Annotated in this window: 19 protein-coding genes, 1 tRNA gene and 1 pseudogene; 8 read left to right on the top strand and 13 right to left on the bottom strand. The window is 50.1% G+C overall.

Annotated elements, in window-relative coordinates; all coding sequences use genetic code 11:
- Positions 1-122 precede the first annotated feature (122 nt).
- The 3 genes and pseudogenes from ABEB26_RS14300 to ABEB26_RS14290 form a co-directional block, all read left to right on the top strand.
- Positions 123-417: pseudogene (locus ABEB26_RS14300) on the top strand (VOC family protein); the annotation flags it as partial.
- Positions 418-573: 156 nt separating this feature from the next.
- Positions 574-801 carry an alpha/beta fold hydrolase gene (locus ABEB26_RS14295; RefSeq protein ID WP_345722708.1) on the top strand — a complete coding sequence of 76 codons (228 nt, stop codon included), beginning with the start codon at positions 574-576 and terminating at the stop codon, positions 799-801.
- A gap of 657 nt (positions 802-1,458) precedes the next feature.
- Positions 1,459-2,205 (top strand): RNA-guided endonuclease InsQ/TnpB family protein, encoded by a 747-nt coding sequence (locus ABEB26_RS14290; RefSeq protein ID WP_345722707.1) that lies wholly within the window; start codon positions 1,459-1,461, stop codon positions 2,203-2,205.
- A 313-nt stretch (positions 2,206-2,518) separates the two neighbouring features.
- Here ABEB26_RS14290 and ABEB26_RS14285 read toward each other — a convergent pair.
- From ABEB26_RS14285 to aspS, 4 genes are all read right to left on the bottom strand, one after another.
- Positions 2,519-2,593, bottom strand: a tRNA-Gly gene (locus tag ABEB26_RS14285).
- A gap of 108 nt (positions 2,594-2,701) precedes the next feature.
- The gene (locus ABEB26_RS14280) at positions 2,702-3,100 is read right to left on the bottom strand and encodes a FixH family protein (RefSeq protein WP_345722706.1); all 399 of its coding nucleotides are present in this window, start codon (positions 3,098-3,100) and stop codon (positions 2,702-2,704) included.
- Positions 3,101-3,148: 48 nt separating this feature from the next.
- Positions 3,149-3,535, bottom strand: coding sequence for a hypothetical protein (locus tag ABEB26_RS14275; RefSeq protein ID WP_345722705.1), 387 nt, complete (start codon positions 3,533-3,535; stop codon positions 3,149-3,151).
- Between the two features lie 110 nt (positions 3,536-3,645).
- Positions 3,646-5,430 (bottom strand): aspartate--tRNA ligase, encoded by a 1,785-nt coding sequence (gene aspS / locus ABEB26_RS14270; RefSeq protein WP_345722704.1) that lies wholly within the window; start codon positions 5,428-5,430, stop codon positions 3,646-3,648.
- Positions 5,431-5,692: 262 nt separating this feature from the next.
- Between aspS and ABEB26_RS14265 the strand changes: the two genes are divergently transcribed.
- From ABEB26_RS14265 to ABEB26_RS14255, 3 genes are all read left to right on the top strand, one after another.
- Positions 5,693-6,295, top strand: coding sequence for a hypothetical protein (locus ABEB26_RS14265; RefSeq protein ID WP_345722703.1), 603 nt, complete (start codon positions 5,693-5,695; stop codon positions 6,293-6,295).
- Positions 6,296-6,443: 148 nt separating this feature from the next.
- A complete protein-coding gene (locus tag ABEB26_RS14260; protein ID WP_345722702.1) occupies positions 6,444-8,675 on the top strand; it encodes an SPFH domain-containing protein in 2,232 nt (743 codons plus the stop codon).
- A gap of 162 nt (positions 8,676-8,837) precedes the next feature.
- Complete coding sequence (locus tag ABEB26_RS14255) at positions 8,838-9,722, top strand: dihydroxyacetone kinase subunit L (RefSeq protein ID WP_345722701.1); 885 nt, start codon at positions 8,838-8,840, stop codon at positions 9,720-9,722.
- A 45-nt stretch (positions 9,723-9,767) separates the two neighbouring features.
- Here the strand turns inward: ABEB26_RS14255 and ABEB26_RS14250 are convergent, their stop codons facing one another.
- The 3 genes from ABEB26_RS14250 to ABEB26_RS14240 form a co-directional block, all read right to left on the bottom strand.
- Positions 9,768-11,195, bottom strand: coding sequence for a DHA2 family efflux MFS transporter permease subunit (locus ABEB26_RS14250; protein ID WP_345722700.1), 1,428 nt, complete (start codon positions 11,193-11,195; stop codon positions 9,768-9,770).
- A 120-nt stretch (positions 11,196-11,315) separates the two neighbouring features.
- On the bottom strand, positions 11,316-12,161 hold the full coding sequence (locus ABEB26_RS14245) for an AraC family transcriptional regulator (RefSeq protein WP_345722699.1): 846 nt from the start codon (positions 12,159-12,161) through the stop codon (positions 11,316-11,318).
- A 3-nt stretch (positions 12,162-12,164) separates the two neighbouring features.
- Positions 12,165-13,367 carry a PP2C family protein-serine/threonine phosphatase gene (locus ABEB26_RS14240; RefSeq protein WP_345722698.1) on the bottom strand — a complete coding sequence of 401 codons (1,203 nt, stop codon included), beginning with the start codon at positions 13,365-13,367 and terminating at the stop codon, positions 12,165-12,167.
- 226 nt (positions 13,368-13,593) lie between these two features.
- Between ABEB26_RS14240 and ABEB26_RS14235 the strand changes: the two genes are divergently transcribed.
- Complete coding sequence (locus ABEB26_RS14235) at positions 13,594-16,377, top strand: glycoside hydrolase family 9 protein (protein WP_345722697.1); 2,784 nt, start codon at positions 13,594-13,596, stop codon at positions 16,375-16,377.
- An 89-nt stretch (positions 16,378-16,466) separates the two neighbouring features.
- On the opposite strand, the gene ABEB26_RS14230 is transcribed toward ABEB26_RS14235, so the two are convergent.
- From ABEB26_RS14230 to ABEB26_RS14210, 5 genes are read right to left on the bottom strand one after another with little or no spacing between them, the layout of a single operon-like run.
- Positions 16,467-17,102 carry a class I SAM-dependent methyltransferase gene (locus ABEB26_RS14230; RefSeq protein WP_345722696.1) on the bottom strand — a complete coding sequence of 212 codons (636 nt, stop codon included), beginning with the start codon at positions 17,100-17,102 and terminating at the stop codon, positions 16,467-16,469.
- A gap of 10 nt (positions 17,103-17,112) precedes the next feature.
- Positions 17,113-17,955 carry an SDR family oxidoreductase gene (locus ABEB26_RS14225; RefSeq protein WP_345722695.1) on the bottom strand — a complete coding sequence of 281 codons (843 nt, stop codon included), beginning with the start codon at positions 17,953-17,955 and terminating at the stop codon, positions 17,113-17,115.
- An 11-nt stretch (positions 17,956-17,966) separates the two neighbouring features.
- Complete coding sequence (locus ABEB26_RS14220) at positions 17,967-20,954, bottom strand: SpoIIE family protein phosphatase (RefSeq protein ID WP_345722694.1); 2,988 nt, start codon at positions 20,952-20,954, stop codon at positions 17,967-17,969.
- Between the two features lie 5 nt (positions 20,955-20,959).
- Positions 20,960-21,712, bottom strand: coding sequence for an anti-sigma factor antagonist (locus ABEB26_RS14215; RefSeq protein WP_012188972.1), 753 nt, complete (start codon positions 21,710-21,712; stop codon positions 20,960-20,962).
- A gap of 20 nt (positions 21,713-21,732) precedes the next feature.
- Complete coding sequence (locus tag ABEB26_RS14210; protein WP_345722693.1) at positions 21,733-22,083, bottom strand: STAS domain-containing protein; 351 nt, start codon at positions 22,081-22,083, stop codon at positions 21,733-21,735.
- Between the two features lie 147 nt (positions 22,084-22,230).
- On the opposite strand from ABEB26_RS14210, the gene ABEB26_RS14205 reads away from it, so the two are divergent.
- Positions 22,231-22,689: an META domain-containing protein gene (locus tag ABEB26_RS14205; RefSeq protein ID WP_345722692.1), complete on the top strand. Its 459-nt coding sequence runs from the start codon at positions 22,231-22,233 to the stop codon at positions 22,687-22,689.
- Between the two features lie 173 nt (positions 22,690-22,862).
- On the opposite strand, the gene ABEB26_RS14200 is transcribed toward ABEB26_RS14205, so the two are convergent.
- A complete protein-coding gene (locus ABEB26_RS14200) occupies positions 22,863-23,285 on the bottom strand; it encodes a DUF4345 domain-containing protein (RefSeq protein WP_345722691.1) in 423 nt (140 codons plus the stop codon).
- Positions 23,286-23,322 lie beyond the last annotated feature (37 nt).

Here is a 23,322-nt window from a genome sequence, read left to right as displayed (position 1 = left end):
CGGGTTGGTCGGCGGTCGTTGGTGCGGGTTTGTGTTTTGCTCGTGGCATGGTATCCCCTTACAAGCCTATTCTGGAAATGCTCGTCTTTGGGTTGGGAACCAAATACACACGCTATTGTACAGTCTCATGCGACATCGCAACCCTGCGCACTCCCGATGGTTACGGGGCGGGTCGAGTTGACTCAATTTCATACTCCAGCAGCGGTAAATGTTACACCACACAATGCTCCTTCGAATGCGCTGGGTATTCGAAGGATTATGTTTGCCGTTGATGATCTTGATGCGGTTCTTGCTCGCTTGAGCCCGCATGGTGCTGAAATTGTCGGTGAAATTGCCCAGTATGAGAACTTCTATCGGCTCTGTTTTATTCGCGGCCCCGAAGGCATTATTCTTGGGCTTGCTCAGCAGCTCACGTAAGGCATATGGTTTTGTTGTGTGGAAATGAATGTATGCTGCACTCAGCAATGATGACAATTATTATTGAGCAATTAGTACCGTGATGAGCGCATTCGGGCTGTTTTCGTTTTGGCATCAGCCCTTGGTGAATCATTCACCTCCGATGGATTGGCTGCGGTGGATATTCCCGTAATGATCATTGCTGGCGAAGCGGATACGAATACCCCACCCGAAGTTAATGCACATCGGTATGCTACGCTGATCAAGGATGTGGCCTTGACTTTACTCGAGGGGCCAGTTGGGCACTATGTGTTTTTGGCTGAATGTACTGAGGCAGGCTGCCAATTGATACCAGAATTGTGCCTTGATGCACCTGAGGTTGATCGGAAATCGATTCAGCACTAAGCAAGTGGATTGGCACTGAGCTTCTTTGCTCGGCATCTCCGATGAATCCTCTTCGTTAGGAATGGATTTATGATCGCTAGGAACAAGTACATGTGGGAAATTCTCACGTGCACTTTGCATTTTAGGATAATGAGTGTTACCTAACTGATCAAGCTGCTTGATCGGGGCTTCGGGGGCTACGGTCACATCGTCGGTTCAAAACATCACTATGCTTATTGCCTAAGAGAAATCGCTGACTAAAACCATAAGCGGCTCCATTATTCGAGCCGTTTGTGGTTTTAGGTTTAGGATCTGCTATGGTTCGATTAACCGTAGTTGGCACATCGCGTGATAATGTGGTCTAAGCGATCACAGAAATGCGCGAAGCCCTCGATCATCGTGTCGATTTTGACCTGCTATTTGAGAATCAGTGCGTCCGGTGGCAATGCTACGGCTACCTGCTGTATGCGTGGTTTTGCCAACCATCATGGAGATGATTAATCCAGCGAGATAGCGCGAGTATATCATTTTTTGACGTGTGCCTATCCATAGGTGGCCACAAACTCAAGGCTTACCTCCAGCGGGTATTCCACGAGGAGTCTTGTAAGGTGGTAACGTAGCTCGTCCACGACGGGCGATGTGGGTATGCGTGTTATTCGATGAAACGCATCACCGTGGATGACCTTCAATTCCCTTTCCACACGTGACAGCGAACGCGCAGTTCATGGGGTAGACTACGCGTTTTTTGTGGCAATGCGGTGCAATGGTGTCCTTTGCTTATGCAAGGTGCTGCTCACGGCTGATCGGCCTGTGGGGATTGATGTAGGACTGGAATCATTCACCACGCTGTCAACGAGCGAGAAGACAGCACCACCGAAGTTCTACCGCCGAAACCAGAAGAAACTTGCCCGCGCTCAGAGGAAACTCGCACGAACGCAGAAGGGCAGTAGAAACCGCGCCAAAGCAAGGAAGCGGGTTGCCAAAATTTACCAGAAAATCAAAAACCGGCGCTTGGATTGGCTCCATAAACATGCGGTGGGGATTGTTCAACGATTCGACGTGGTGTGCATCGAAGACCTGAATATCAAAGGCCTTGTGAAAACCAAGCTGGCCAAATCATTCAGTGATACCGCCCTAGGGACTTTCGTGCAGATGCTTCATGATAAAGCGGAATGGCATGGCAGGCAGGTGGTGCAGGTTGATCGCTTCTACGCATCATCGAAAACCTGCCACCACTGCCAGACCAAAACCGCCCTGACGCTATCCGACCGTATGTGGACTTGTCATATCTGTGGCACAGCCCATGATCGGGATGTCAACGCCGCGATCAACATGCTGCACGAAGGGCTACGCTTGCTTGCCGTTGGGACGACGGAAAGCCAAAACGCTGCTGGAGATGGTGTAAACCCAGTGAAACGCTGGTAGCCGTCGTTGAAGGCAGAAGCCACGCCCCTCGTGGGTGTGGTAGTTCACCAGATGCAATTTACCATGCAGAGGTGACCAAACTTAAACAGCAACTTCAGACAGTACCAAGTGCGCCACCACATATCAATCTTGATCAAGCACGGGCCTTCTTGGAGCATTTACCCCACTTACTCGAAGCGCTTGGGTTTCCTGAGCAACGCCGGATTATTCAAAGCATGTTGCATCGGGTATGGATTACGGCTGGGAGAATAACAAAGCTCCAACCAACAACAGCATTTCAACCGTTGTTTCCGTTGGAGCTTCGTAGTGTACATGGAGCGGGAGACGAGACTCGAACTCGCAACCATCTGCTTGGAAGGCAGATGCGCTACCATTGCGCTACTCCCGCATTTGTTTTGCTAGCGCCAATGATGCCTGAAGTTGCTGAATTTGTCAAGTCTGAATGAAGCAGAAAAAGGCTAGCCCTTCGTTTGGATTGAAGAGCCAGCCCTAGGTATTATTCTGGTACGTTGAAATCGAAGCTGGCTTGATATTCTTTGCCGTCGAATTCGGCGAATACGCTCACCGCCCACGCTCCGCCCATGGTGTAGATGCCTTGGGCGCGATAGTTGCCGTTGCCCTCGCTTTTGGCTAGCGGTTTGTTCTGGCCCATTGGCATCGAAGGCATATCAATATCCAAATAGACATCGGCGTTATCCACAGGTTGGCCATTTTGAGTCACATTAATCACCCACGTTTGGTCGGTGTTTTGGCTCAATGGGCTTTCTGAGGTAAGTTTGAGAGTCACGCCATCGACGGTTTTTTCGACTGGCGCGGGCACTTGAGCCGAATTATTGCCACCACAAGCAACGAGGCTAGTTAATAACAATAAACAAAGCAAAAATCGTTTGAACACGCTGAATACTCCTTTAACAATAGCAAGAATATACTGAAATTAACTTAATTATCGTAATTCTGGTGGGGGCGCTAGGGGCGGGGCTATCGGTTGGCTCTGCCAAATGAGTGGTTGCTGGTTGGATTGTTGCCAAAGCCAGTTTAAATCTAATGCGAGGCTATCAAACCCATGCAATTGCGCTACTCCTTGCTGGACTGGATCGGGGTTTGAGCTAGGCGCATGGACGTGTAGGTTGCTGGCGGGTGGCTGCGATTCAGCCAGCAAACAGATAAACATTCCTGCATCGCGATTTAGATTAATTTCATTTGCTTGGGTCAATTCGCCGCAATGCCACAAGCAACCGAGCGGATTCAGCCCGCCGAGCAGCACCCACAGCCAAATCAGCCAACGCTGCTGAATACTTAAATTAATCGAAGAAATTTGCGCCGTTTGCATGCCAATCCACACGTTCAATCACTCAGGTTATCGTATCACAGGTTTTGGGTTTTAAACACAAATTGCCCATAGTTTAGGCAACTATGAGCAATTTGTGCTGAAATTTAAACTTAGCCGCGTGGTTCAACTCCATCGGCCAAGCGCAAGCCAAGCTCACGTAATTGCTTGGCATCGACCGACGATGGTGCATTCATCATCAGATCTTCGGCGCGTTGAGTTTTGGGGAAGGCAATTACATCGCGAATGTTGTCGGTATCGGCCAGCAACATCACCAAGCGATCGATGCCTGGAGCCATGCCGCCGTGCGGTGGTGCGCCATATTCGAAGGCTTCCAACATATGCCCGAAACGCTTTTGAATTTCTTCAGGGCTATAGGGCAAACGATCAAAAATGTATTGCTGAATGCTGCGATCGTGAATCCGAATTGAGCCAGAAGCTAACTCGTAGCCATTACACACTAAGTCGTATGAGGCGGCCCTCACGCCTTCAAACTCGCCGCGCTGCATTTTCTCCACATCGGCAGGGTTGACCATACAGAATGGATGGTGCGCGGCATCCCATTCGCCACTTTCGGCGTTGTATTCAAACATTGGGAAGTCGATCACCCAAGCAAAATGCATCAGATCTTTGTCGGCGAGATCGAGCCGCTTGGCCATTTCGCGTCGTACTTTATCCAACGAGGCCGCTACCACCGCTGGTTTATCAGCAACATAGACAATTAAGTCGCCAGCTTCAGCCGCTGTTGCACTCTTTAATTGATCAAGTTGGGCTTGCTCGAAGAATTTGGCGATCGACGAACGCACGCTGCCATCAGCTTCGATCGCCATCCAAGCCATGCCTTTGGCTCCACCAATTTTGGCAACTTCTTGTAGGTCGTCGATTTGCTTACGCGAGTAGTTGCCACAACCAGGCAAGCGAATGGCTTGAACTTTGCCACCGCTGCTGAGTGCACCAGTAAACACGCCAAATTGGCTATCTTTGACGATTTCGCCCACATTGACAAACTTTAAGTCATAGCGCAAATCGGGCTTGTCGGAGCCGTAATATTCAATCGCATCGGCGTAGGTCAGCCGTGGGAAGGGCGAAACCAAGCGTTTGTGCGGCGTAACATTGGCCACCAATTCAGTCATCAAGCGTTCAACAACATCAAGCACATCGTCTTGCTCAACAAAGCTCATCTCAATGTCAAGTTGGGTGAATTCGGGCTGGCGGTCGGCCCGTAAATCTTCATCACGCATACAACGCGCAATCTGGAAATACTTGTCGATGCCCGAAACCATCAACAATTGCTTAAGTTGTTGCGGCGATTGAGGCAAGGCATAAAATTCGCCTGGATGTAAGCGACTTGGCACGAGATAGTCGCGTGCGCCTTCGGGCGTGCTTTTCATCAAAATGGGGGTTTCAATCTCCCAAAAGCCCTCGCGATCCATCCAATCGCGCATAAATTTGATCGTGCGATGGCGTAACCCCAAAATATGTTGTTGGCGTTCGCGGCGCAATTCAATATAGCGATATTTCAAGCGCAGCGCTTCATCCTCGCCACCATCACGATTCACCAAGATTGGTGGAGTTTTGGCGGTGTTGAGAATCTTGGCACTTTGCACTTCGAGTTCGATTGCGCCAGTTGCCAAATTGGCATTCTCTGCGCCAGCCAGTCGTGAGCGCACCCGCCCAGTGACTTGAATCACATACTCATTTTTGATGCTATCAAGTATGGCGCGAGCTTCGGGATTCGACGAGGGATCAACAATCACTTGGGTCAAGCCATAGCGATCACGCAAATCTAAAAAGAGCACCGTGCCGTGATCACGGCGGCGATGAACCCAACCAGCTAACGTCACGGTTTGGTCGATGTGGTCGCGGCGCAACTCGCCGCAGGTGTGAGTTCGGAGCATACGACTGCTCTCCTCGCGTTTGGATACTAACAAAGCCAAAGCCACGCCTAGAAGCAGCACGTCGGTGTGCAATCAGCGTTGATAACGCGGCTAGAGCCGTTGGGCGACAACACAATGTTGCGTATTTTAACACAAGCATGCCGCTTGTGTCGCATCTGGCTTTTGTGCTATGCTTGGTGTACCGCTCGCAGCAGTTCATACACTGCAACATTTTAATAATTACCACGTACAGAAGCTACACTAGGATGTGGAGAAAACGCCCATGAAGGTATGGACAACGTGGTACAACTTACCATTTTTAATTAGTCTTGGCCTTGGCTTGGTCTTTGCAGTTTTGCAAATTGTTGGCGGCTTCGGCGACCACGATAGCGATGCTGATATCGATAGCGATGGCCATGATTTTTTTGATGGCGCTCTCGACACGCTTGGGGTTGGCAAAGTGCCCCTGATGTTTATCCTCGTTAGTTTTTTATCGCTGTTTGGTTTGATTGGGCTACTGCTGAATGCGGTAGCGTTTCAATTTGATGGCGTATACCCCAGTTGGTTTTTTGCGGTGGTTTTGGTGTTGAGTTTGCCTTTAGCCTTTGTCGGAACCAGTCGTACCAGTCGCCTATTCGCTAAATTAGCTCCTGAAAATAGCCTGATCGTTGGTTTTGAGCAACTGGTTGGGCGAGTTGGGCGGGTTAGTAGCCCAACGATTAGCGTTACTTATGGCCGAGTAGAGGTACGTGATCTTCATGGCACAGTGCACACGGTATTTGCTCAATTAGCCACTGGTGAGCCATTACCAACCAACACTGAGGTCGCTTTAGTTGAATACGATCAAACCAAGCGTTGTTTTATTGCCAAACAATTTGGTCGTTAGTATTTAGATATTGGGTTGAGTTTGAGGAATACTCGAATGTGATGCTTATAGCTTTTTGAAAGAAGGAACATTTTACGAGGGAACGTCTCTAGGATGGCTGTTTGAGTAGAGTATTGCTGCCATCCTGGGTTATAAGGAGTTATTGCTAATGGAACAGATTGCAGTGTTAGTCGGGATTACCCTACTGGTCGTGATTCTGTTGGTTGTGGTGTTTTTTGCCTTGGTCAACCACTTTTATGTGAAAGCGCCTGCCGACCGTACCTATGTGCGGACTGGTGGCAGCAAACCAAAGGTTGTTTTCAATGGTGGTAGCTGGGTAATTCCAGCTTTTCATGAAATTACTTGGGTTGATTTGCGCACGATGGATATTGATGTCGAGCGAACGGAAGCCAATGCGTTGCTAACGATCGACCCCCAATATGCCGATATTCGGGCAATTTTCTTTATCAAAGTTAATCCAATTGCTGAAGATATTGAACGCGCTGCCCGTACTATCGGTGGTAAAGAAGTTAATACCGATAGTGTCAAACGTTTGGTTGAAAGCAAATTGGAAGGTGCGCTGCGCGACGTAGCTGCCACCTTTACCTTGATGTCATTACACCAAGAGCGTGAAAAATTTGTTGAACGGGTGCAAAATTTGGTGCGCAGCGATTTAGCTGAAAATGGTTTGGTGCTTGAAGCGGTTTCAATTACCACATTAAAGAGCGCCCGCCAAGGTAGTTTTGGCACTGATGATGTCTTCGGGGCGCAAGTGGCCCGCGCCAATGCCGAAGTTATTCAGCAAGCGCTCAAACAACGCAACGAAATTGATCAAATGACCCAAACTGAAATTGCCAAGCGCAATGCTACGGCTGAGCAAGAACGCAATACGATCGAGCGCCAAAAACAGTTGGAAATTGCTCGACGTAATGCTTCGACTTCGCAAGAACAAAATGATATTGAACGCTCCAGCGAATTGGAAATTACTCGGCGTAATGCTGATGTTGATCAAGAAAAATTGAATTTAGAGCGAAACTTATCGCAAGCCCGCGCCACTCAACAACGTGAAATTTTGATTCGCGAATCTGAGGAACGCACTGCTGCTGAACGCGTTGCCTACGAACAACAACAAGCTGCTGAATTAAGTCGGGTTGAAAAAGAACGCACCATCGCCGAAGCCGAAAAGCTCAAAGAACAAGCGGTTATGTTGGCCGAACAACGCAAGCAACAAGCAATTCAGTTGGCCGAACAAGAACGCCAGCGCGAAGTTCAGCGCAGCCAAGTTCTGCGTGAACAAGCCGTCCAAGTGGCCGACCGCGAACGCCAAGTGGCCTTGGCTCAAGAGCAAGCCAAGCTCGAACAAGCTGAGAAAGATCGTTTGGCGATTGCTGCCGAACGTGAAGTCGCTGAGCAAGGCGTGGTTACGGTACAAGAACGTGCTGCCGCTGAACGTGAAGCGCAAATTCAAATTATCAATGCTGAACGTGATGCCAAGCGCGAAATTATCAATCGTAAAAATGAAGTTGAGCTTGAAACCTTCCGCCAAATTAAGCAGGCCGAAGCTGATGCTGAAGCCTTGAATAAAAAGGCAACCGCCGAAGCAAGTGCTGCAATTAAGATGGCCGAAGCTCGTCGCACTGAAGCCCAAGCGATGTCTGATGCGGAAATCTTACGCGCCGAAGCAACCAAAGCAACTGTGGCTTCGCAAGGTTTGGCCGAAGCTGAAGTGATTAAGGCCAAAGCTGATGCCGCCCGTGTCGAAGCTGAGGCGATTCGTGAGCGTGGTTTGGCTGAAGCCGATGCTGTTCGTGCCAAATCCCTTGCCGAAGCCGAAGGTCAGAAAGCTTTAGCCGAAGCTTTAGCTGCTCACGCTGGGGTTGCTCAGGAATTAGAGCTTGAGCGGATTCGCATGCATGCTAAGGTGGAAATTGGCGTAGCCCAAGCTAAAGCTATGGGCGAAGCGATGGCCGCGATGGACTTCAAGCTCTATGGAACGCCTGAAACTGCCCAACAAATTCTGCGCATGATTGGTTTGGCTGATGGGGTTGGCAGTTTGCTCAACACCGCGCCTGCTCCATTGAAAGAGCTTGGTAATCGTTTGATCAGTCGGGTGTTGCCAAATGGCAATGGCGATGCTGAAAAATCTGCCAGCAACGACAATGGTTTGAATCTGACTGCTGCCCAACCAGTGTTGCGCGAAGCAGCCTTGATTGCCAGCCAATATTTGAATGCTGAAGAATTGCAAACCCTGACGGTTGGCGCAGCCCTCGAACAAGTCTTGGGTATTGCTAGCGAAGAGCAACAAGCAGTGTTGCATAAAGTACAGGGAATGTTGCAGTTGATGCCCCAATTGGCTGACCAACCATTGAGCAGTGTCTTGATGTTGGTGCAAAATAGCTAAGCATCGCACTCGATTGGCTGCTTGTGTTGATTCAGCACAGGCAGCCGATTGCTGTTTAAGCATTGAGTTGATCATGCCAAGCTGTTAGAATCTGGCAATTGGTGGTACGAAAATAGCAATACCAATAGTAGGATTATGGTTTAGCACCAAAGGAGTTGTTGTATGTCGAAGGCTTTGACCGACCTTTTTGCCGAAATGACCCGCAATTTAGCCGATGAACGAGATTCATTGAATGCGCTTGATGGAGTTGGCGACGGCGATGCTGGCGATAACATGCTCAGCAATTTTGAAACAATCACCAATACATTGCGCCAAAATGAAGGCCAAGGCTCGGTTGATCAAGCCTTACGCGCGGCGAGCAAGGCTTTACGCACTTCCGGCAAAGGCCCAACCGCTCCGATGTATGCCAACGGCTTAGATCAAGCTGCCAAAGATTTAGAAGGTAAAACGTCGTTTGGGGTGAATGATATTGTCAAATTGCTCGGCGGCTTGCTCGGCGGGGTGCAAAATACGCCTGGGGTTAAACAACAGGGCGAAGGCGGCATTCTCGATGGGCTTGTGCCAGGCGTGACCACCTTTATGCAATCGCGTAATAATGGCAAATCGACGCTCGAAGCCTTGATGGATGGCTACAAAGCTTCGCAACGTGGAGCCTATGGCACAACTCAGCAAGGCTCTGGTTTTGGTCAATTCGGCAATAACGATACATCTGGCAAGGTCGATCCAGGGGCTGCTGGAGCTAGCTCATTGTTTGGTAGTTTGTTACAGACCCTGCTTTCCAATGGCCTCAGCGCTGGCCGTGGCGAGCCAAGTAAGACCAGCGGTTTTGAAGAATTATTTGGTGGTGGTCAGCAACGGCAACAGCCGCCGCAACAACAACAGCCGCAAGGTGGCTACGGCGATGCACTTGGTGGGCTTGGCGATTTGTTTGGGCAATTGTTTGGTGGCGGCGGTTTATTTGGCGGCCAACCCCAACAGTCACAACAACGCCCCAGCAGTCGTGGCGATGATCCACAGCCGCGTTTGCGTGACCAAGAAGTTATTTAGTTTAAACATCGGCGGCGCATGAGCAACATCATGCGCCGCCATTTTTTAAGCGATTGAATGACTTAATTCGCTGTGCTCGCCATGTTGTGCCATGGTCGCCGCTGCATCGCGATCGCGAATAAACAAGGCTATACAGGCTGAAACGAATGCCAAAACTGCCGCCGCCAAGAAGGCATACTGGTAGCTTTGGGCATTTTGATTGATCGTTGTGCCGCTGTGATTCAGTGCCAACACGCTACCCAAAATGGCTACGCCCAAGGCCGAACCAAGTTGTTGTTGCATGCTGAAAATGGCTGAGGCTTGGCCTGTCGAAGCATGGGGAATTTGGGCAAACACGGCGGCCTCAATTGGCAAAAAGAGGTAGGCCATCCCCACACCTGTGCCAAACATCAAGGCCCGTACCAACCATAAATTGGTTTCAGCATTGATCGTACTCATCAAGCCGATCATCACGGCAACCCCCAAAACCCCGCCAAAGGTCAAGCGGCGTGGGCCAACTTTGGGGTAAAGCCGCGCCACGATTTGGCTCGATAGCACCACGCCGATCGCTTCGGGTGAGGTGGTCAAGCCCGATTCGAGGGCACTGGCTCCAACGACATTTTGCAAAAATTGCGGCATCAGAAACAAAATGCCTGTAAAGGCCGCCGAGCCGAAAATCGCCACTAAATTGCTGACGCGAAACAATGGAATTGAGAATAAGCGTAGATCCAGCATTGGCTGAGCTTTGGCTAATTCGACAACTACCAGCGTGGTGATCGCTATAACGCCAACTGCTGCGCTAGCCAGAATTAATGGTGAACTCCAACCTTTGCTAGCGCCTTCGGTCAAGGTGTAGAGCAAGGCGGCAAATCCAGCGCCGGCCAAAATAAAGCCTAGCCAATCGAATGCCCCAACTTCTTCTTGGGCTGGCGCTTGCAACCAAATGACCCCAAAGATCAGCGCGGCTAAACCAATTGGGCCATTGACGAAAAAGACCCAGTGCCACGACAGATGATCGACTAAAAATCCGCCGAGTACTGGCCCAACAGCGGGCGCAATCACTGTTGGAATAATCAGCACCCGCGAAACTTGGATGCGCTGGTGCGGCGGGAAGGTGCGAAAGAGCATGGTTGTGCCAACAGGCATCAATGCGCCAGCGGCGATGCCTTGGGCTGCCCGAGTCAGCATTAATTGCTCAATGTTTTGGGCTAAGCCACAGGCCAGTGAGGCCAAGGTAAACAAACCAAGTGAGGTTAAAAAGACCCATTTGGTGTTCCAACGGTCGCCCAACCAGCCCGAAGCTGGAATCACCACCGCAATACAAATTAAATAGATCACCACGATCGCGTTGATTGCGCTGCTGCTCGCGCCAAAATCTTGTTGGATGGTTGCTAAGGCGACGTTGATAATCGTGCCATCCATAATGCTCATAAACAACGCCGCCACAAATACGACGCAAACTGCAATTTTTTGATCGATCACGATCCGTTTCATGAAGCCCTCGTTTGATTGTGCTAATTCATTGCTGGCTTGTACCTGCTGGAATACGAGCCATCGCTTTATTGTAGCGATTGTGGGAGATTGAAAAAATGGAAAAATTTTGTGCAGAGCATATCATTTTTTGAAGCTTTGTTCGCGGTAGCGGCGTGGCGAAATACCTAGCTCTTGCTTAAAAAATTTACTGAAATGAAAAGGATCATGAAAGCCGAGGCTTTGGGCTAGTTGTTGAATTGGCATGCTAGTAAATTGCAAATAACGCTGAGCTTCGAGCAAAATTCGTTTAAGAATCAGTCGTTTGGGTGGTTGGCCGCTGTGCTGGCTAATAATTTGAGCAAATTGAGTTTTGCTGAGATTAAGCTGATCAGCATAATAGTGAATATCGTGATGCTGCTGAAATGCTTGTTCGAGCAGCGCCAAAAATTGGCGATAGATGGCATAATTGGCTGATTGTGGCTGTTGATCGGCTGCTTGGCTTAGGCGCTGGCTTTGCCAAAGTAGGGTCAGCAGTAAATGGCGCAGGCTGTGATATTTGGCCAAACAATCTTCCTGTTGATATTCGTGGGCCAATAATTCAAACAAACTATCGATAATCTGGCTATCGGGAGCGCTCAGTTGCATCCCACCATTAGTAATAAATAGTGGTTGCTGCTCATCAGGTTGGGCGGACAGAAAAGCCTGATCATAGCGCAAATAATAGCCATCAAGCTCCTCGGCCTGCTCAAAAACATGCACCTGACCTTGGGCTACTAAAGCTAAAGTGTGGGCTTGCAAGGGATATGATTGCTGATCAACCCAATGCCGACCAGTGCCAGCCTTGATCCATAAAAGCTCGTGGAAGCTATGGCGATGCGGTAAATTGACTACATTGGGGATGTGCTGTGGCTCAAGTTTGGCGATAAAAATTGGCGCTAAGGCATTATGCTCAAGTTGAATATGCTCAATCTGGTGTTTACTTGACATAATTTATTGAACAGCCACCACAACCAAGGTAATATCGTCGTGCGGTTCGATGTTGTGGGTATAACTACGAATTGCCGTGAGAATTGCTTGGACAATTTCATGCGGGTGATTGCTCTTGATCGTTTTGACTAGCGTGATGAGACTTTCAAAGCCCCACATCTCGCCTTTAGCATTTTGGGCTTCAACCACGCCATCGGTATAAAACACCAGCAAATCGCCCGATTGTAAGCTGAGTTGTTCTTGAACGTGGGGCATCGTTGGCCCCATGCCCAGCGGCAAGCTGCCCTTAATTTCTAGAAACTCTACTTCGTGCTGGCGACGACGCAAGGGCGCTAATTGCCCAGCATTCGCCAAGAGCATGCTGCTGGTTTGTAGATTGAACAAGGCGACTTGCAAGGCCACAAAATTATTGGTTTGACGCTTGGTGCGCAGCCAACGATCAAGCTCGCTGAGCACAGTCGCTGGCTCTTCATGATCGTAAATTTCTGATTGCAAAACGCCCAGCGTAATGCCCATCAGCATGGCCGCGCTAACGCTTTTGCCAGTAACATCGCCGACACTAAGACACAAGCGGCCATCAGCAGTCAGATCGTAGCTCAGCAAATCGCCGCCAACTTCGTGAGCCGGAAAACAACCGCCAGCAATTGCTAAACCATTGATTTCAGGTGGATGGTCAGGTAGCAAGCCTTCTTGGATCATGCGAGCGAGCCGTAATTCTTCCGAAAGTGCGGCGTTGTGGCGTAACGCTTGGCGGCCTTTGTCGAGTTCGTTGAGCACACGTTCGGCAGTATAAAACAAACCAGTCGTGCCTGCTGAAAGTAACGAACCAAGGATCGTCCAAAAAATAATGAAGTTAAAACGCTCATTCGCGGGAATAAAAAATAACCCAAAAATCACTGCATAAATAATTGTGGCAATCAGTCCACCCAAAAATGCTGCCAACGACCAAGCCCGAATCGGCGACCAATTGCGGCCTTGCGCGATTGGCATCGTCCAGCGCAGCAAAAAAAAGACCAGCGATGGCGCGGCAATCCCAATCGAATAGCTGGAGCCAAAGGTCATAAGCACATTTTCAACATTTAAGCCTGAGGTTGCAACTGGAATGAGGATGATAAAGCCCAAAACGGTTGAGAGTATCATCGACCAGCGCAGCAAGCGACGAAATGGCATGGGTGTATAGTTGTGGCTGATTCGGGCGGGTTGCATGGGTTCCTCAAGCCAATCAAGCTTCAACGCGGCAAATTGCTGGTTGCATTATACGGCACAATCCTATGCTATTATATGCTATCTAGTTATGAGATCGTTCTCAATTGCCGACGAAAGCACCAACTATCGTGTAGCACTGTAGCAGCAGCTTTCGTTTGAACAACCTTCTGTTATTTACGCTGATGTATTGAGACCGATTCCAATGAAGTGAATCATGGAGGCAGCAATGAGCGCTGACCACAGCCGTACCGTGATTGGTATTCGTTCGACGAGGAGCTTTTGGGCACGAGGATTTTTCGTCTTTTGGTTGATTATTGCTTTAGGCTGCCAACAAGCGATTGTGCCAGCCACCTCTCAGATTTACGCTCAACCCCCTCAAGATGTTGGTAATTTGCTCCAAAATGGTGATTTCAGCGCTGGTTTTGCACCATGGTGGGCCACCAGTTCGATCGCTACTGATACTGCTAGTGGTGCGTTAGTCGCAACCATCAACAATGCTGGTAGTAATCCATGGGATGCAATCGTTGGCCAAAATGGGGTTACGCTTCAATTAGGCCAAACCTACACGGTCACCTTTCGCATTCGTGCTTCGGCCACTGGTAATGTGGTGGTAAAACTGCAAAAAGAGGCTTCGCCTTATACCAACTATTTTAGTCAAGACGTTGCTTTGACCACGAGCGATCAAGCCCATCAATTTGTCTTTACCTCGGGCTTTGATGATGCTGGGGCTGCTTTTCAGTTTCAGATGGGCGGTCAAGGCACAAACGTGCTGACAATTGATGATGTACAAGTGCTGGGCGAAACTGGCCCGCTTGAGCCATCGGGCAATTTGGTGCAAAATGGCGAGTTTGTTGGTGGCCTGCCGCCTTGGTGGACAGGTGGTGATGTCAGTGTCAACACCGATGATGGCGCATGTTTGACGATCAACGCTGCTGGTACCAATCCTTGGGATGTGCAGCTTGGTCAACATACCATTGCAATTGAAACTGGCGTGAGCTATCAACTTAAATTTGCTGCCAAATCAACCGCGCCAGTCACTTTGCCAGTGCGTTTGCAAAAAAATGCCGAGCCATACACTGGCTATTTTGCGGCTGATCCAGTGCTCAACTCAGCCTGGACAGAATTTGTCTATAATTTTACGTCGGCCTATAGCGATGCAGCCTCGTTGTTGTTCCAAATGGGTGGGTTAGGAACCCCGACGATCTGTATTGATCAGGTGAGTTTGTCTATGTTAGAAACCGGAATTCGCGTCAACCAAGCCAGCTATTTGCCAACCATGAGCAAAATGGCAAGTTTGGTGCATCCTGCGACTGAGCCATTGGCTTGGCAATTGCACAACGCTGCTGATACGGTGGTTTTGAGCGGCCAAACCACGGTTTATGGCGAAGAATCAGCTTCGGCTGAACATGTGCATTTGATCGATTTTTCCAACTACCAAACGGTTGGCGAAGGCTATTATTTGAGCGTCGGCAGCGAAACTAGCTACCCATTTGCGATTGAAGCTAGCATTTATTCGCGCATGAAATATGATGCCTTGGCCTATTTCTATCATAACCGCAGCGGGATTGCGATTACCATGCCCTATGCGGGTGGCGAACAATGGACGCGGCCTGCTGGCCATATCGGGGTTGCACCTAATCAAGGCGATACCTCGGTAACCTGTTTTACTGGCACCGACACTCAAGGTCAAAGTTGGCCGGGGTGCGATTATCAACTCAACGTTTCAAAGGGTTGGTACGATGCTGGCGACCATGGCAAATATGTAGTCAACAGTGGTATTTCGGTCTGGACGTTGCTGAATCAATATGAACGAGCGCAGCAACGTGGCCCCGAGAGCCTAGCCCAATTTGCCGATGGCACGATGAATATTCCCGAAAATAGTAATGGTGTGCCCGATTTATTGGATGAAGTGCGCTGGAATATGGAGTTTATGCTAGGAATGCAAATTCCGCCGACTGCGCCAGTTTCCAAAACAGGCATGGTGCATCATAAAGTTCACGATGCGAACTGGACTGGCTTGCCAATGGCTCCGCACGAAGATAGCCAAATGCGCTATTTGTATCCACCAAGCACCGCCGCAACCTTAAACTTGGCGGCAACCGCTGCCCAATGTTCGCGGATTTGGCGTGAGATCGACGAAGCCTTTGCCGATCGCTGTTTGGTGGCAGCTGAACGAGCTTGGCAAGCAGCTTTGGCTTATCCTAACGAAATTGCCCGCGATAACTTCAATGGCGGTGGTGGCTATGGCGATAACACCTTGAGCGATGAATGGTATTGGGCTGCCGCTGAGTTGTATATCACGACTGGCTCGGCCACCTATCGCGAAGCAATCGAAGAATCAAGCTATTACTTGCGGATTGATGTTAGCGGCGGTAGCGCCATGTATTGGGGTGGCGTGGCTAGCCTTGGTACGTTGTCGTTGGCCTTGGTTCCCAGTGATTTGAGTAGCGCGAATCGCCAAACTGCTCGTGCAGCAGTGATTGCAGCAGCTGATCAATTTATCGCGATGCAACAATCGAGTGGCTATGGCATTCCGTTTGATCCTGGGGCACAGTATCCTTGGGGTTCCAACTCATCAATTCTGAATAATATGATTGTGATGGGTTTGGCTGGCGATTTCACTGGTGATGCCAGCTATGCCGATGCAATTAGCCAAGGCATGGATTATTTGCTAGGACGTAATCCGCTGAATCGCTCGTATATTTCGGGCTATGGCTCGGTCGCGCTGACCAATCCACACCATCGTTTCTGGGCTAAGCAAATCAATCCAGAATATCCTGGTACGCCGCCAGGCGTGGTGGCTGGTGGCCCAAATTCAAGCATTCAAGACCCCTATGCCCAAGCTGAATTGGCTGGTTGTGCGGCATTGAAGTGCTATGTTGATCATATCGATTCGTGGTCAACCAATGAAATAACGATTAACTGGAATTCGCCGCTAGCGTGGGTTGCAGCCTATCTTGATGATTATGATACGAGTTCAGTGCAGTATTTGCCGCTGATTAGTAAGTAAACCCCTCACCCCAACCCCTCTCCCACTGCGGTGGGAGAGGGGCTTTTTAGTTAATGGAGCACTGGCAGGAACTAGGGCGTAGGGAGAATTTAATCGCGTTGGGCCACGATGAAAATTTGAGTTTCGGGAGTTGCGCCGTGGTGAGGTACATAATGTTGCAAGCGGGTTTCGAGAATTTGAAAGCCCGATTTGGTGATCAAGGCTTCAAGTTGGGCTTGGGGATAGGCCGTCACAAAGACTGGCTGATCGCCGAGCACAATTTGAATATAATCGAAATCGCCTTCAACCATTGAGAGTAGCAACAAGCCCGCAGGTTTGAGCCAATGATGGAATTGCTGTAAGGCATGCTCAATATCACTGCGGCGCAGCATCAGCAAGGCAAAAAACGATACAACCGCATCAAACGAGGCTGGCTCAAAATTAACGTGATTGACGCTATCAAGCACATATTGGCCGTTGGGTACATTTTGCCGCGCCAAATTGAGCATTGAGGCTGAAATTTCGAGACAGGTTACTTCATGGCCAGCTTTGGCCAAAGTTTGGGCGGTGGGAATACCTGTGCCACAGCCGGAATCGAGCACTTTCGAGTTTGGCTCCAACAGATCAGCCAACCATTGACTGAGATCCTGCTGATCTTGATTATTGCCAAACATCACCTCATAATCGGCCCCAATCGCGTTAAACACGGCGGCTTGTTGCTGAATATCATCCGACCACGATTGCATAATGCTCTCCTTAAACCAAGCCTGTTGGTGGTGTGTTATCTTCGTGGGGCTTTGGTTGCTGTTGTGAACGCTTCACAGGACGAACAAAGAACCTGTTTAAGATTGGCGCGGCTAAATTGCCAACTCGCACCAACCATGAGCTTTGGGCATCGGCGGTGATGATAAAGCGGCGTTTGAGAATGCCACGGACAATCGCTTGGGCAATCCGGTCGGCGTTAATTGGCTGCTGATAGCTCACACTGCCATCGCCATTACTGCTCGGTTGCCCAACCTCGGTTTGAATATCGCTTGGATACACCACGCTCGCAGTGATGTTATAAGCTTTTAGTTCTTGGCGCAAGACTTCCATCAGCCCACGAATCGCGAATTTGGCGGGAGTGTAGGCGCTATAGCCAAAGGCTCCAACCAAACCAGCTACCGATGAAATCGCGACAATCGAGCCAACCCGGCGATTTTGCATATGCGGCACAACTGCGCGAATTGCGTGCAGCGTCCCAAAATAATTCAAATCCATCAGATCACGAAAAACCTGATCATCAAGTTGTTGAAATGGTCCAGCTTGTGCGCCACCAGCGGCGGCGATTAGCACATCACATGGGCCAGCCCGTTGAATCAGATCGGCGATGGCTTGACTGACATCATGGCGAACTCGCACATCGGCAGTGGCAATTTCGATCCGCTGTCCAGCCCGATTGATCAAGGGTTGCAAGCGTTCGGCAGCCTCGACCAATCGAATCCGATTGCGAGCGATCAACGAAACCGAGGCTCCGCGAGCCAACATGCGTTGGGCTGTAGCAAAGCCAATGCCGCTGGAGCCACCAGTGATGATCACATGTTTATTTAGGAGACGCACGATCAAATTCCTCAAACAGGTTGATTGGCATCGGCCAGCCGTTTGATTACCACTAAAGTAAGGTCATCGAACGCTGGTAAATCGCCAGTATGCGCCGCAAGGCGACTACTAATTGTATGCAGCATTGTGGCTGCATCGCTGTGGGCGGTCTGATGAATCGTCTCCATCAGGCGTGGCACGCCCCACTCATCCATTGTACTATCAACTGCCTCGGTTACGCCATCGGTATAACAGACTAAAACATCGCCTAATTCAATAATCGTCTCGGCTTCGCCTAAAACTGCGTCATCGATTACACCTAAGGCAATGCCAGGTGTGCGCAATTGCTCGATCTGGCCTGTAGCGGCGCGATACAGCAACGGCGGGTTATGCCCAGCACAAGTGTAGCGCAAACGCCCAGTCACAGGATTAATAATTCCATAGAAGAGCGTTACGAACATATACGATTGGCTATCGCGCATAATCCAGCGGTTAGCACGTTCGATCGCCTGCGATGGTGGTGAGCCGTCGAGCGCCGCACCACGCACCAACGAGCGCGAAAGTGCCATAAACAAGGCCGCAGGCACGCCCTTATCCGAGACATCAGCAATCACAAAGCCCATCTCGCCTGCTGAAGGCCCACTGCGAAAACTCCAGAAATCATAGAAATCGCCGCCAACTTGGCGGGCTAAATTCCAATGTGCGCCGCTATCCCAGCCTTCGAGTTGCGGCAAGCGCGATGGCAACAAGCTCATTTGAATTTCGCGAGCAACGCTAATTTCTTGCTCGATATGTTGGCGAGCGGCTTCGATTTGGGCCAGTAAGGCACTTTCGATCGCCGCAGCAGCTTGGCCTGCAATCCCAGCGGCAATTGTAATTTGGCGTGGCAGCCAGGTTTCGTCGTGACCACATTGCTCAAGCAACAGCACCCCGAGCGTGGCCCCGCGTGAGTTGAGCGGTTGGGCCAGCACTGCGCCATAGCTGCTGTAGGGCACTAAGCCTGCGCTCGAAAGCTGTTCGAGATCGACCAACTCAGCCGCAAACGATTCGCCTTCGGAGCGCATGCGTTCGAGCCATGGCACTTGCTCATCGGTAGCACTCGCACCAATTGATTGACGTTGTTCGTTGGTCAAGCCCCAGCCTTCGGCCAAAATCCAGCGATTGCTTTCACGCTGCCAAAGGAGACATAACGCTCGTTCGCAGCCAACCAATAAGGCTGGCAGACGCACGCTGAGATAGAGCATTTCGCTGATCTCGCTGACCCAGGCAAAATTTTCGGCTGATTGTAACAACGCGTTCAGCACCCAAGCTTCCTCTTGCTGCGATTGGAAGACCGAGGCGCTATCGATTGCGATTGCAATTTGATCGGCGAGGGTTTGCACCACGAAGAAATCATTTTCATCAAATGCGCCGTAGCTCTCGCTTTGCACATCTAGCACGCCGAGCAGCTGTTGGCCAACCCGCATGGGCACGGCTAGTTCGGCGGCAATGCCATGTTGATCGGGCAAGAAGCGTGGCTCTTCGCGCACATCATTGACCAACATTGGTTCGCCAGTGACCGCAACATGGCCAACGATACCTAGGCCTAGCGGTAAGCGTTTGCCTTGGCGTTGCCAAAATGGGCTATCGCTGGCGGTGCTGGCACGGAAGAAAAGCTGTTGATGCAATTCATCAAAAGTAAAAAGATGCACTTGCGAATAACCGAAGCTCACCCGAATTCGATGCACAACTGAAGGCAACAAGCGATCCAAATCGAGAATCGCCGTAACTTGGCGGCTAACTTCGCCAATTGTTGCTAGTTGGGCCGCCCGCCGCCGCGCTGCTGAGTAGGCTCGCGCCTTGTCAATCGCAACTGCGGCTTGATCGGCAATCAGCGAGAGCAAGCGCAAATCGTCGGTATCGAATGCCCGTGGTTCGCTGCTTTGGATCGAAATTGTGCCTAAAACCTCATCGCCAGTCATCAAAGGAATATAGACCCCTGAGCGTGGCGGGTATTCGGCTTGATAAGTCGGTTGGGCTGGTAAGCGATCCATTTCAGTGGCAAAATCTTCGACCAACAACGAGCGACCTGTGCGTCGAATCCAACTGACGATCCCTCGATCGTTGGGGAGTTCGACGCGCAATGGTGGTTCGTGATGACCATCTTGTACCCGCACCTTGAGTTCAAAGAAACGGCCTTCAAATAAGCCCAAGCGAAAATTGCTGGTATCGACGACCTTGCTGGCCTCGCCATAGACCAATTGACACAGCGAATCAACATCTAATTCGGCGCGAATGATCGCGCGGCTGATCGCATTAATTTGACCAAGTTCAGCCACGGTGCGGCGCTGCAAGCCTAATGATCGGCTGGCGCGTTGCACCATCCATGCGCTGCCAACCAAGCCTGCTGCCGAGATTGCCACCAAACTAAAGGGAAAATCTTCGGCCATTTGAGCACCAATTGCCGCCAGTGGCAAGGGCAAAATTTCAATTGAGAAAATATTAGGAGCGCTGACCTGCCAGGTGCCCATGGTGATTTGCTTGCCATCCCAGAGCAAGGCAAAGATCAAGCGTGCGCCTTGGACAACCACAATATAGCTAACGATGAGTATGATCAGTTTTGACCACAGCCCAAGCTCGTTGATAAATGGCAGCACGATGGCGATGCCCAAGGTGCGTGCACCGCTTTCGAGGGCACGACGGCCCCATTCTTCATAGCGTGAACGTGCCAAACGGCCCAACCGAATGCATAAACCCGAGGCGGCGGCTAAAACCAAGGTTGTGCTCGGCGTGCTGATTAACGCTACGGCCAAGAGCACAATTCCCGAGAGGCTAAGTGGTTGATTTGAACGATCGCGGACTGCCAAGCCATCGAGCAAGAGCAATAACGCGCCAGCTACTGGTAAGGTAGCCGAGTTGAAAATTGGCAAGCCTTGCCAAATAATGCTGGCACTTGCCAACAAAAAGAGCATGGTAGCCCAACTAAGGGCCACCATGCGATGTTTCGAGAGTCGGGTTCCACGATCAAAACTGGCTAACATGCACCTTACTCAACATCTGCCAACGCTGCAAGTGCTTCATCACGAGTGCGGTGAATGGTAAAGATTTGGGTGAATCCTGTCAGCGTAAAGACCTCGGCGACCGCTGGTTGCAATGAACACAAGCGTAGTTCACCATTGGAGCCTTTGAGTTCGCGAGCCAGCAACAGCAGAATCCGCAGACCACTGCTGCTTAAAAAGGTTACGCCCGTAAGATCGAGCAAGATGCGCCGCCCGCCAGTTTCGGCGGCCTCATGGACAATCGTCGCTAAGGCTGGTGCTGCCGTGGCATCAATCCGGCCTTGAACTGGCACAACCCGCACATCTTCGGGCAGTCGTGTCCCAACGATTTTACTCATGTGTAACTCGTTTTCACCAGTTTCAGGATTGTAATTGAATTGCACATCATCCATCATCCTGCCCATCAAATACATTCCGAGGCCGCCAGCCTCGCGAGTTTCGATTGATGAGGTGAGATCTGGAGGAGGAACAGTTTCAGGATCAAAAGGAACCCCGCGATCGAACAGCCGGACTACAAAACGGCTGCCATCGCGTCCGCAGACCAAGCGAACATCACCGGGACGTTCAGCAGAGTAGGCGTGTTGGATGATATTGGTGGCGGCTTCGTCAACTGCCAATTCAATTTCCCACGCCGTATGTTCGTTAAGCCCAGCATCAAGTGCTGCCTGATAGGCAAACTTACACAGGGCACCGAGCGAATCGAGCAGCCCTGGCAGTTTAAGTTCAGCGGTTTGCGCCATATCGTCTCACCGAAATTCGTCTAGAAGCTACCAACAGCTTCCACCAAGTCGTCGTAAATTTGGAACAATGGCGTGAAGCCAGTTAGGTCGAATACTTCGCGAATCCGTTGAGGCAGATTGGCAATCCGCACATCACCACGGTCGAGTTCGCTTAATTTCCATTCGCGGGCTTTTTTGCGAGCTTCGATCAACACCCGTAAACCAGGGCTACTGATATATTCTAAATTTGCGAGATCGAGGACGATCAAATGGCGATTTTCCTCGAAAATCTGGTTAATCTTATCGTTCAGGGCATCTTTGGTCTCTGCGGCCAAGCGCCCCGACACCGTGATAACATCAACGCGATTATAGGCTTTATGGCTAATATCCATGCATTCCTCCTGCCACCATTGTAAGCGGGTTACATTTTGGCGAATCTGTGGCCTATTATAGCACAGCGGTATTAATTTCTTAGGGAACTTTTGGCCGAGTTTTAACGTTTTGGCTTTATAACAGATACTTTTTTTGGAGGATACCCAATGCGCCGCACATTTACGATATTTGCTCTCTTAGCCGTTTTGGCTGGCTGTGGTGGTGCGACCACACCAACCGCTATACCGACCAATGTGCCAACCGTTGATGTCTCGCAGCCTGGCGCTGCTGGCTTGGCTGGCTCAAGCTGGAATGTTTTGCAAATCAATGGTCAACCAATTAAAGGTACGCAAGCCTTGCCCTTAACCTTTGAATTGGATGGCCGCGCTTCAGGCCATAGTGGTTGTAATGGCTATTCGGGCGAGGCCAAAGTTGCTGGCGAGCAATTGACCCTTGGCCCATTGATGTCAACCAAGATGGCTTGTGCTGAAAACGAATTGCAACAACAAGAAACCACCTTGTTTCAGGCACTAGAAAAAGTAACCAGCTATAAGCTTGCTGGCGATAAGCTGAGTTTGCTTGATGCCAGTGGCACAGTGGTGGTCGAATTGGTGCAACAAGCCTAAATTCTCTCGCTCCCTAGCCCTTCACCGTACACGGGTAGGTTTCAATCGCCTTCTTTGGCGAATGATTGATGAAAAACCTACCCGTGTAACATCAATACTGGTATTGCGGCCTCAGGTATACCAACCTGAGGCTGTTATGTGTTCCATCAGGTTCGAACCTCGCGCAGCATCGATTAATGTGTTTTCAAGGCTTGATGCAGCCACCAGTGCAGCCCCAACATCAAGCCAATTTCGGCGATCAGCGCTAGCAGTAATTCGTCACTGAACAACAGATCAAGATTATTGGCACTGAAACGCAGTAAGCCACCAACGATAAACGCCGTAAAAATAGTTTGCAATAGCAAGCGATATTTGGCCAAATCGCGTACAGCCAGCAGGATGCTCACACTGAGTGTACCAAAAACTCCTGCCAAAAAGCGAAAATGGCTATCGTGGACGGCATAACGCAGATTGTTGGAATCGGCGATTTGGGGCGGTGCACCCTGCCAACCGAGCGTTTCGAAGCCACCCAACCCAAAATCGAGACTAATGTACAAACACATTAATCCCACCAAAACCAACACGATTTTTAAGCCAACTACACTTGTCCGTTGCATCAATCCGCTCCTAAGCAATTAAAAAATTGTGTGAGCA

The organism is Herpetosiphon gulosus (assembly GCF_039545135.1).
Lineage (GTDB): Bacteria > Chloroflexota > Chloroflexia > Chloroflexales > Herpetosiphonaceae > Herpetosiphon > Herpetosiphon gulosus.
Note: the sequence above shows the minus strand (reverse complement) of the source record. Positions and strands in the feature narration are given on the sequence as shown.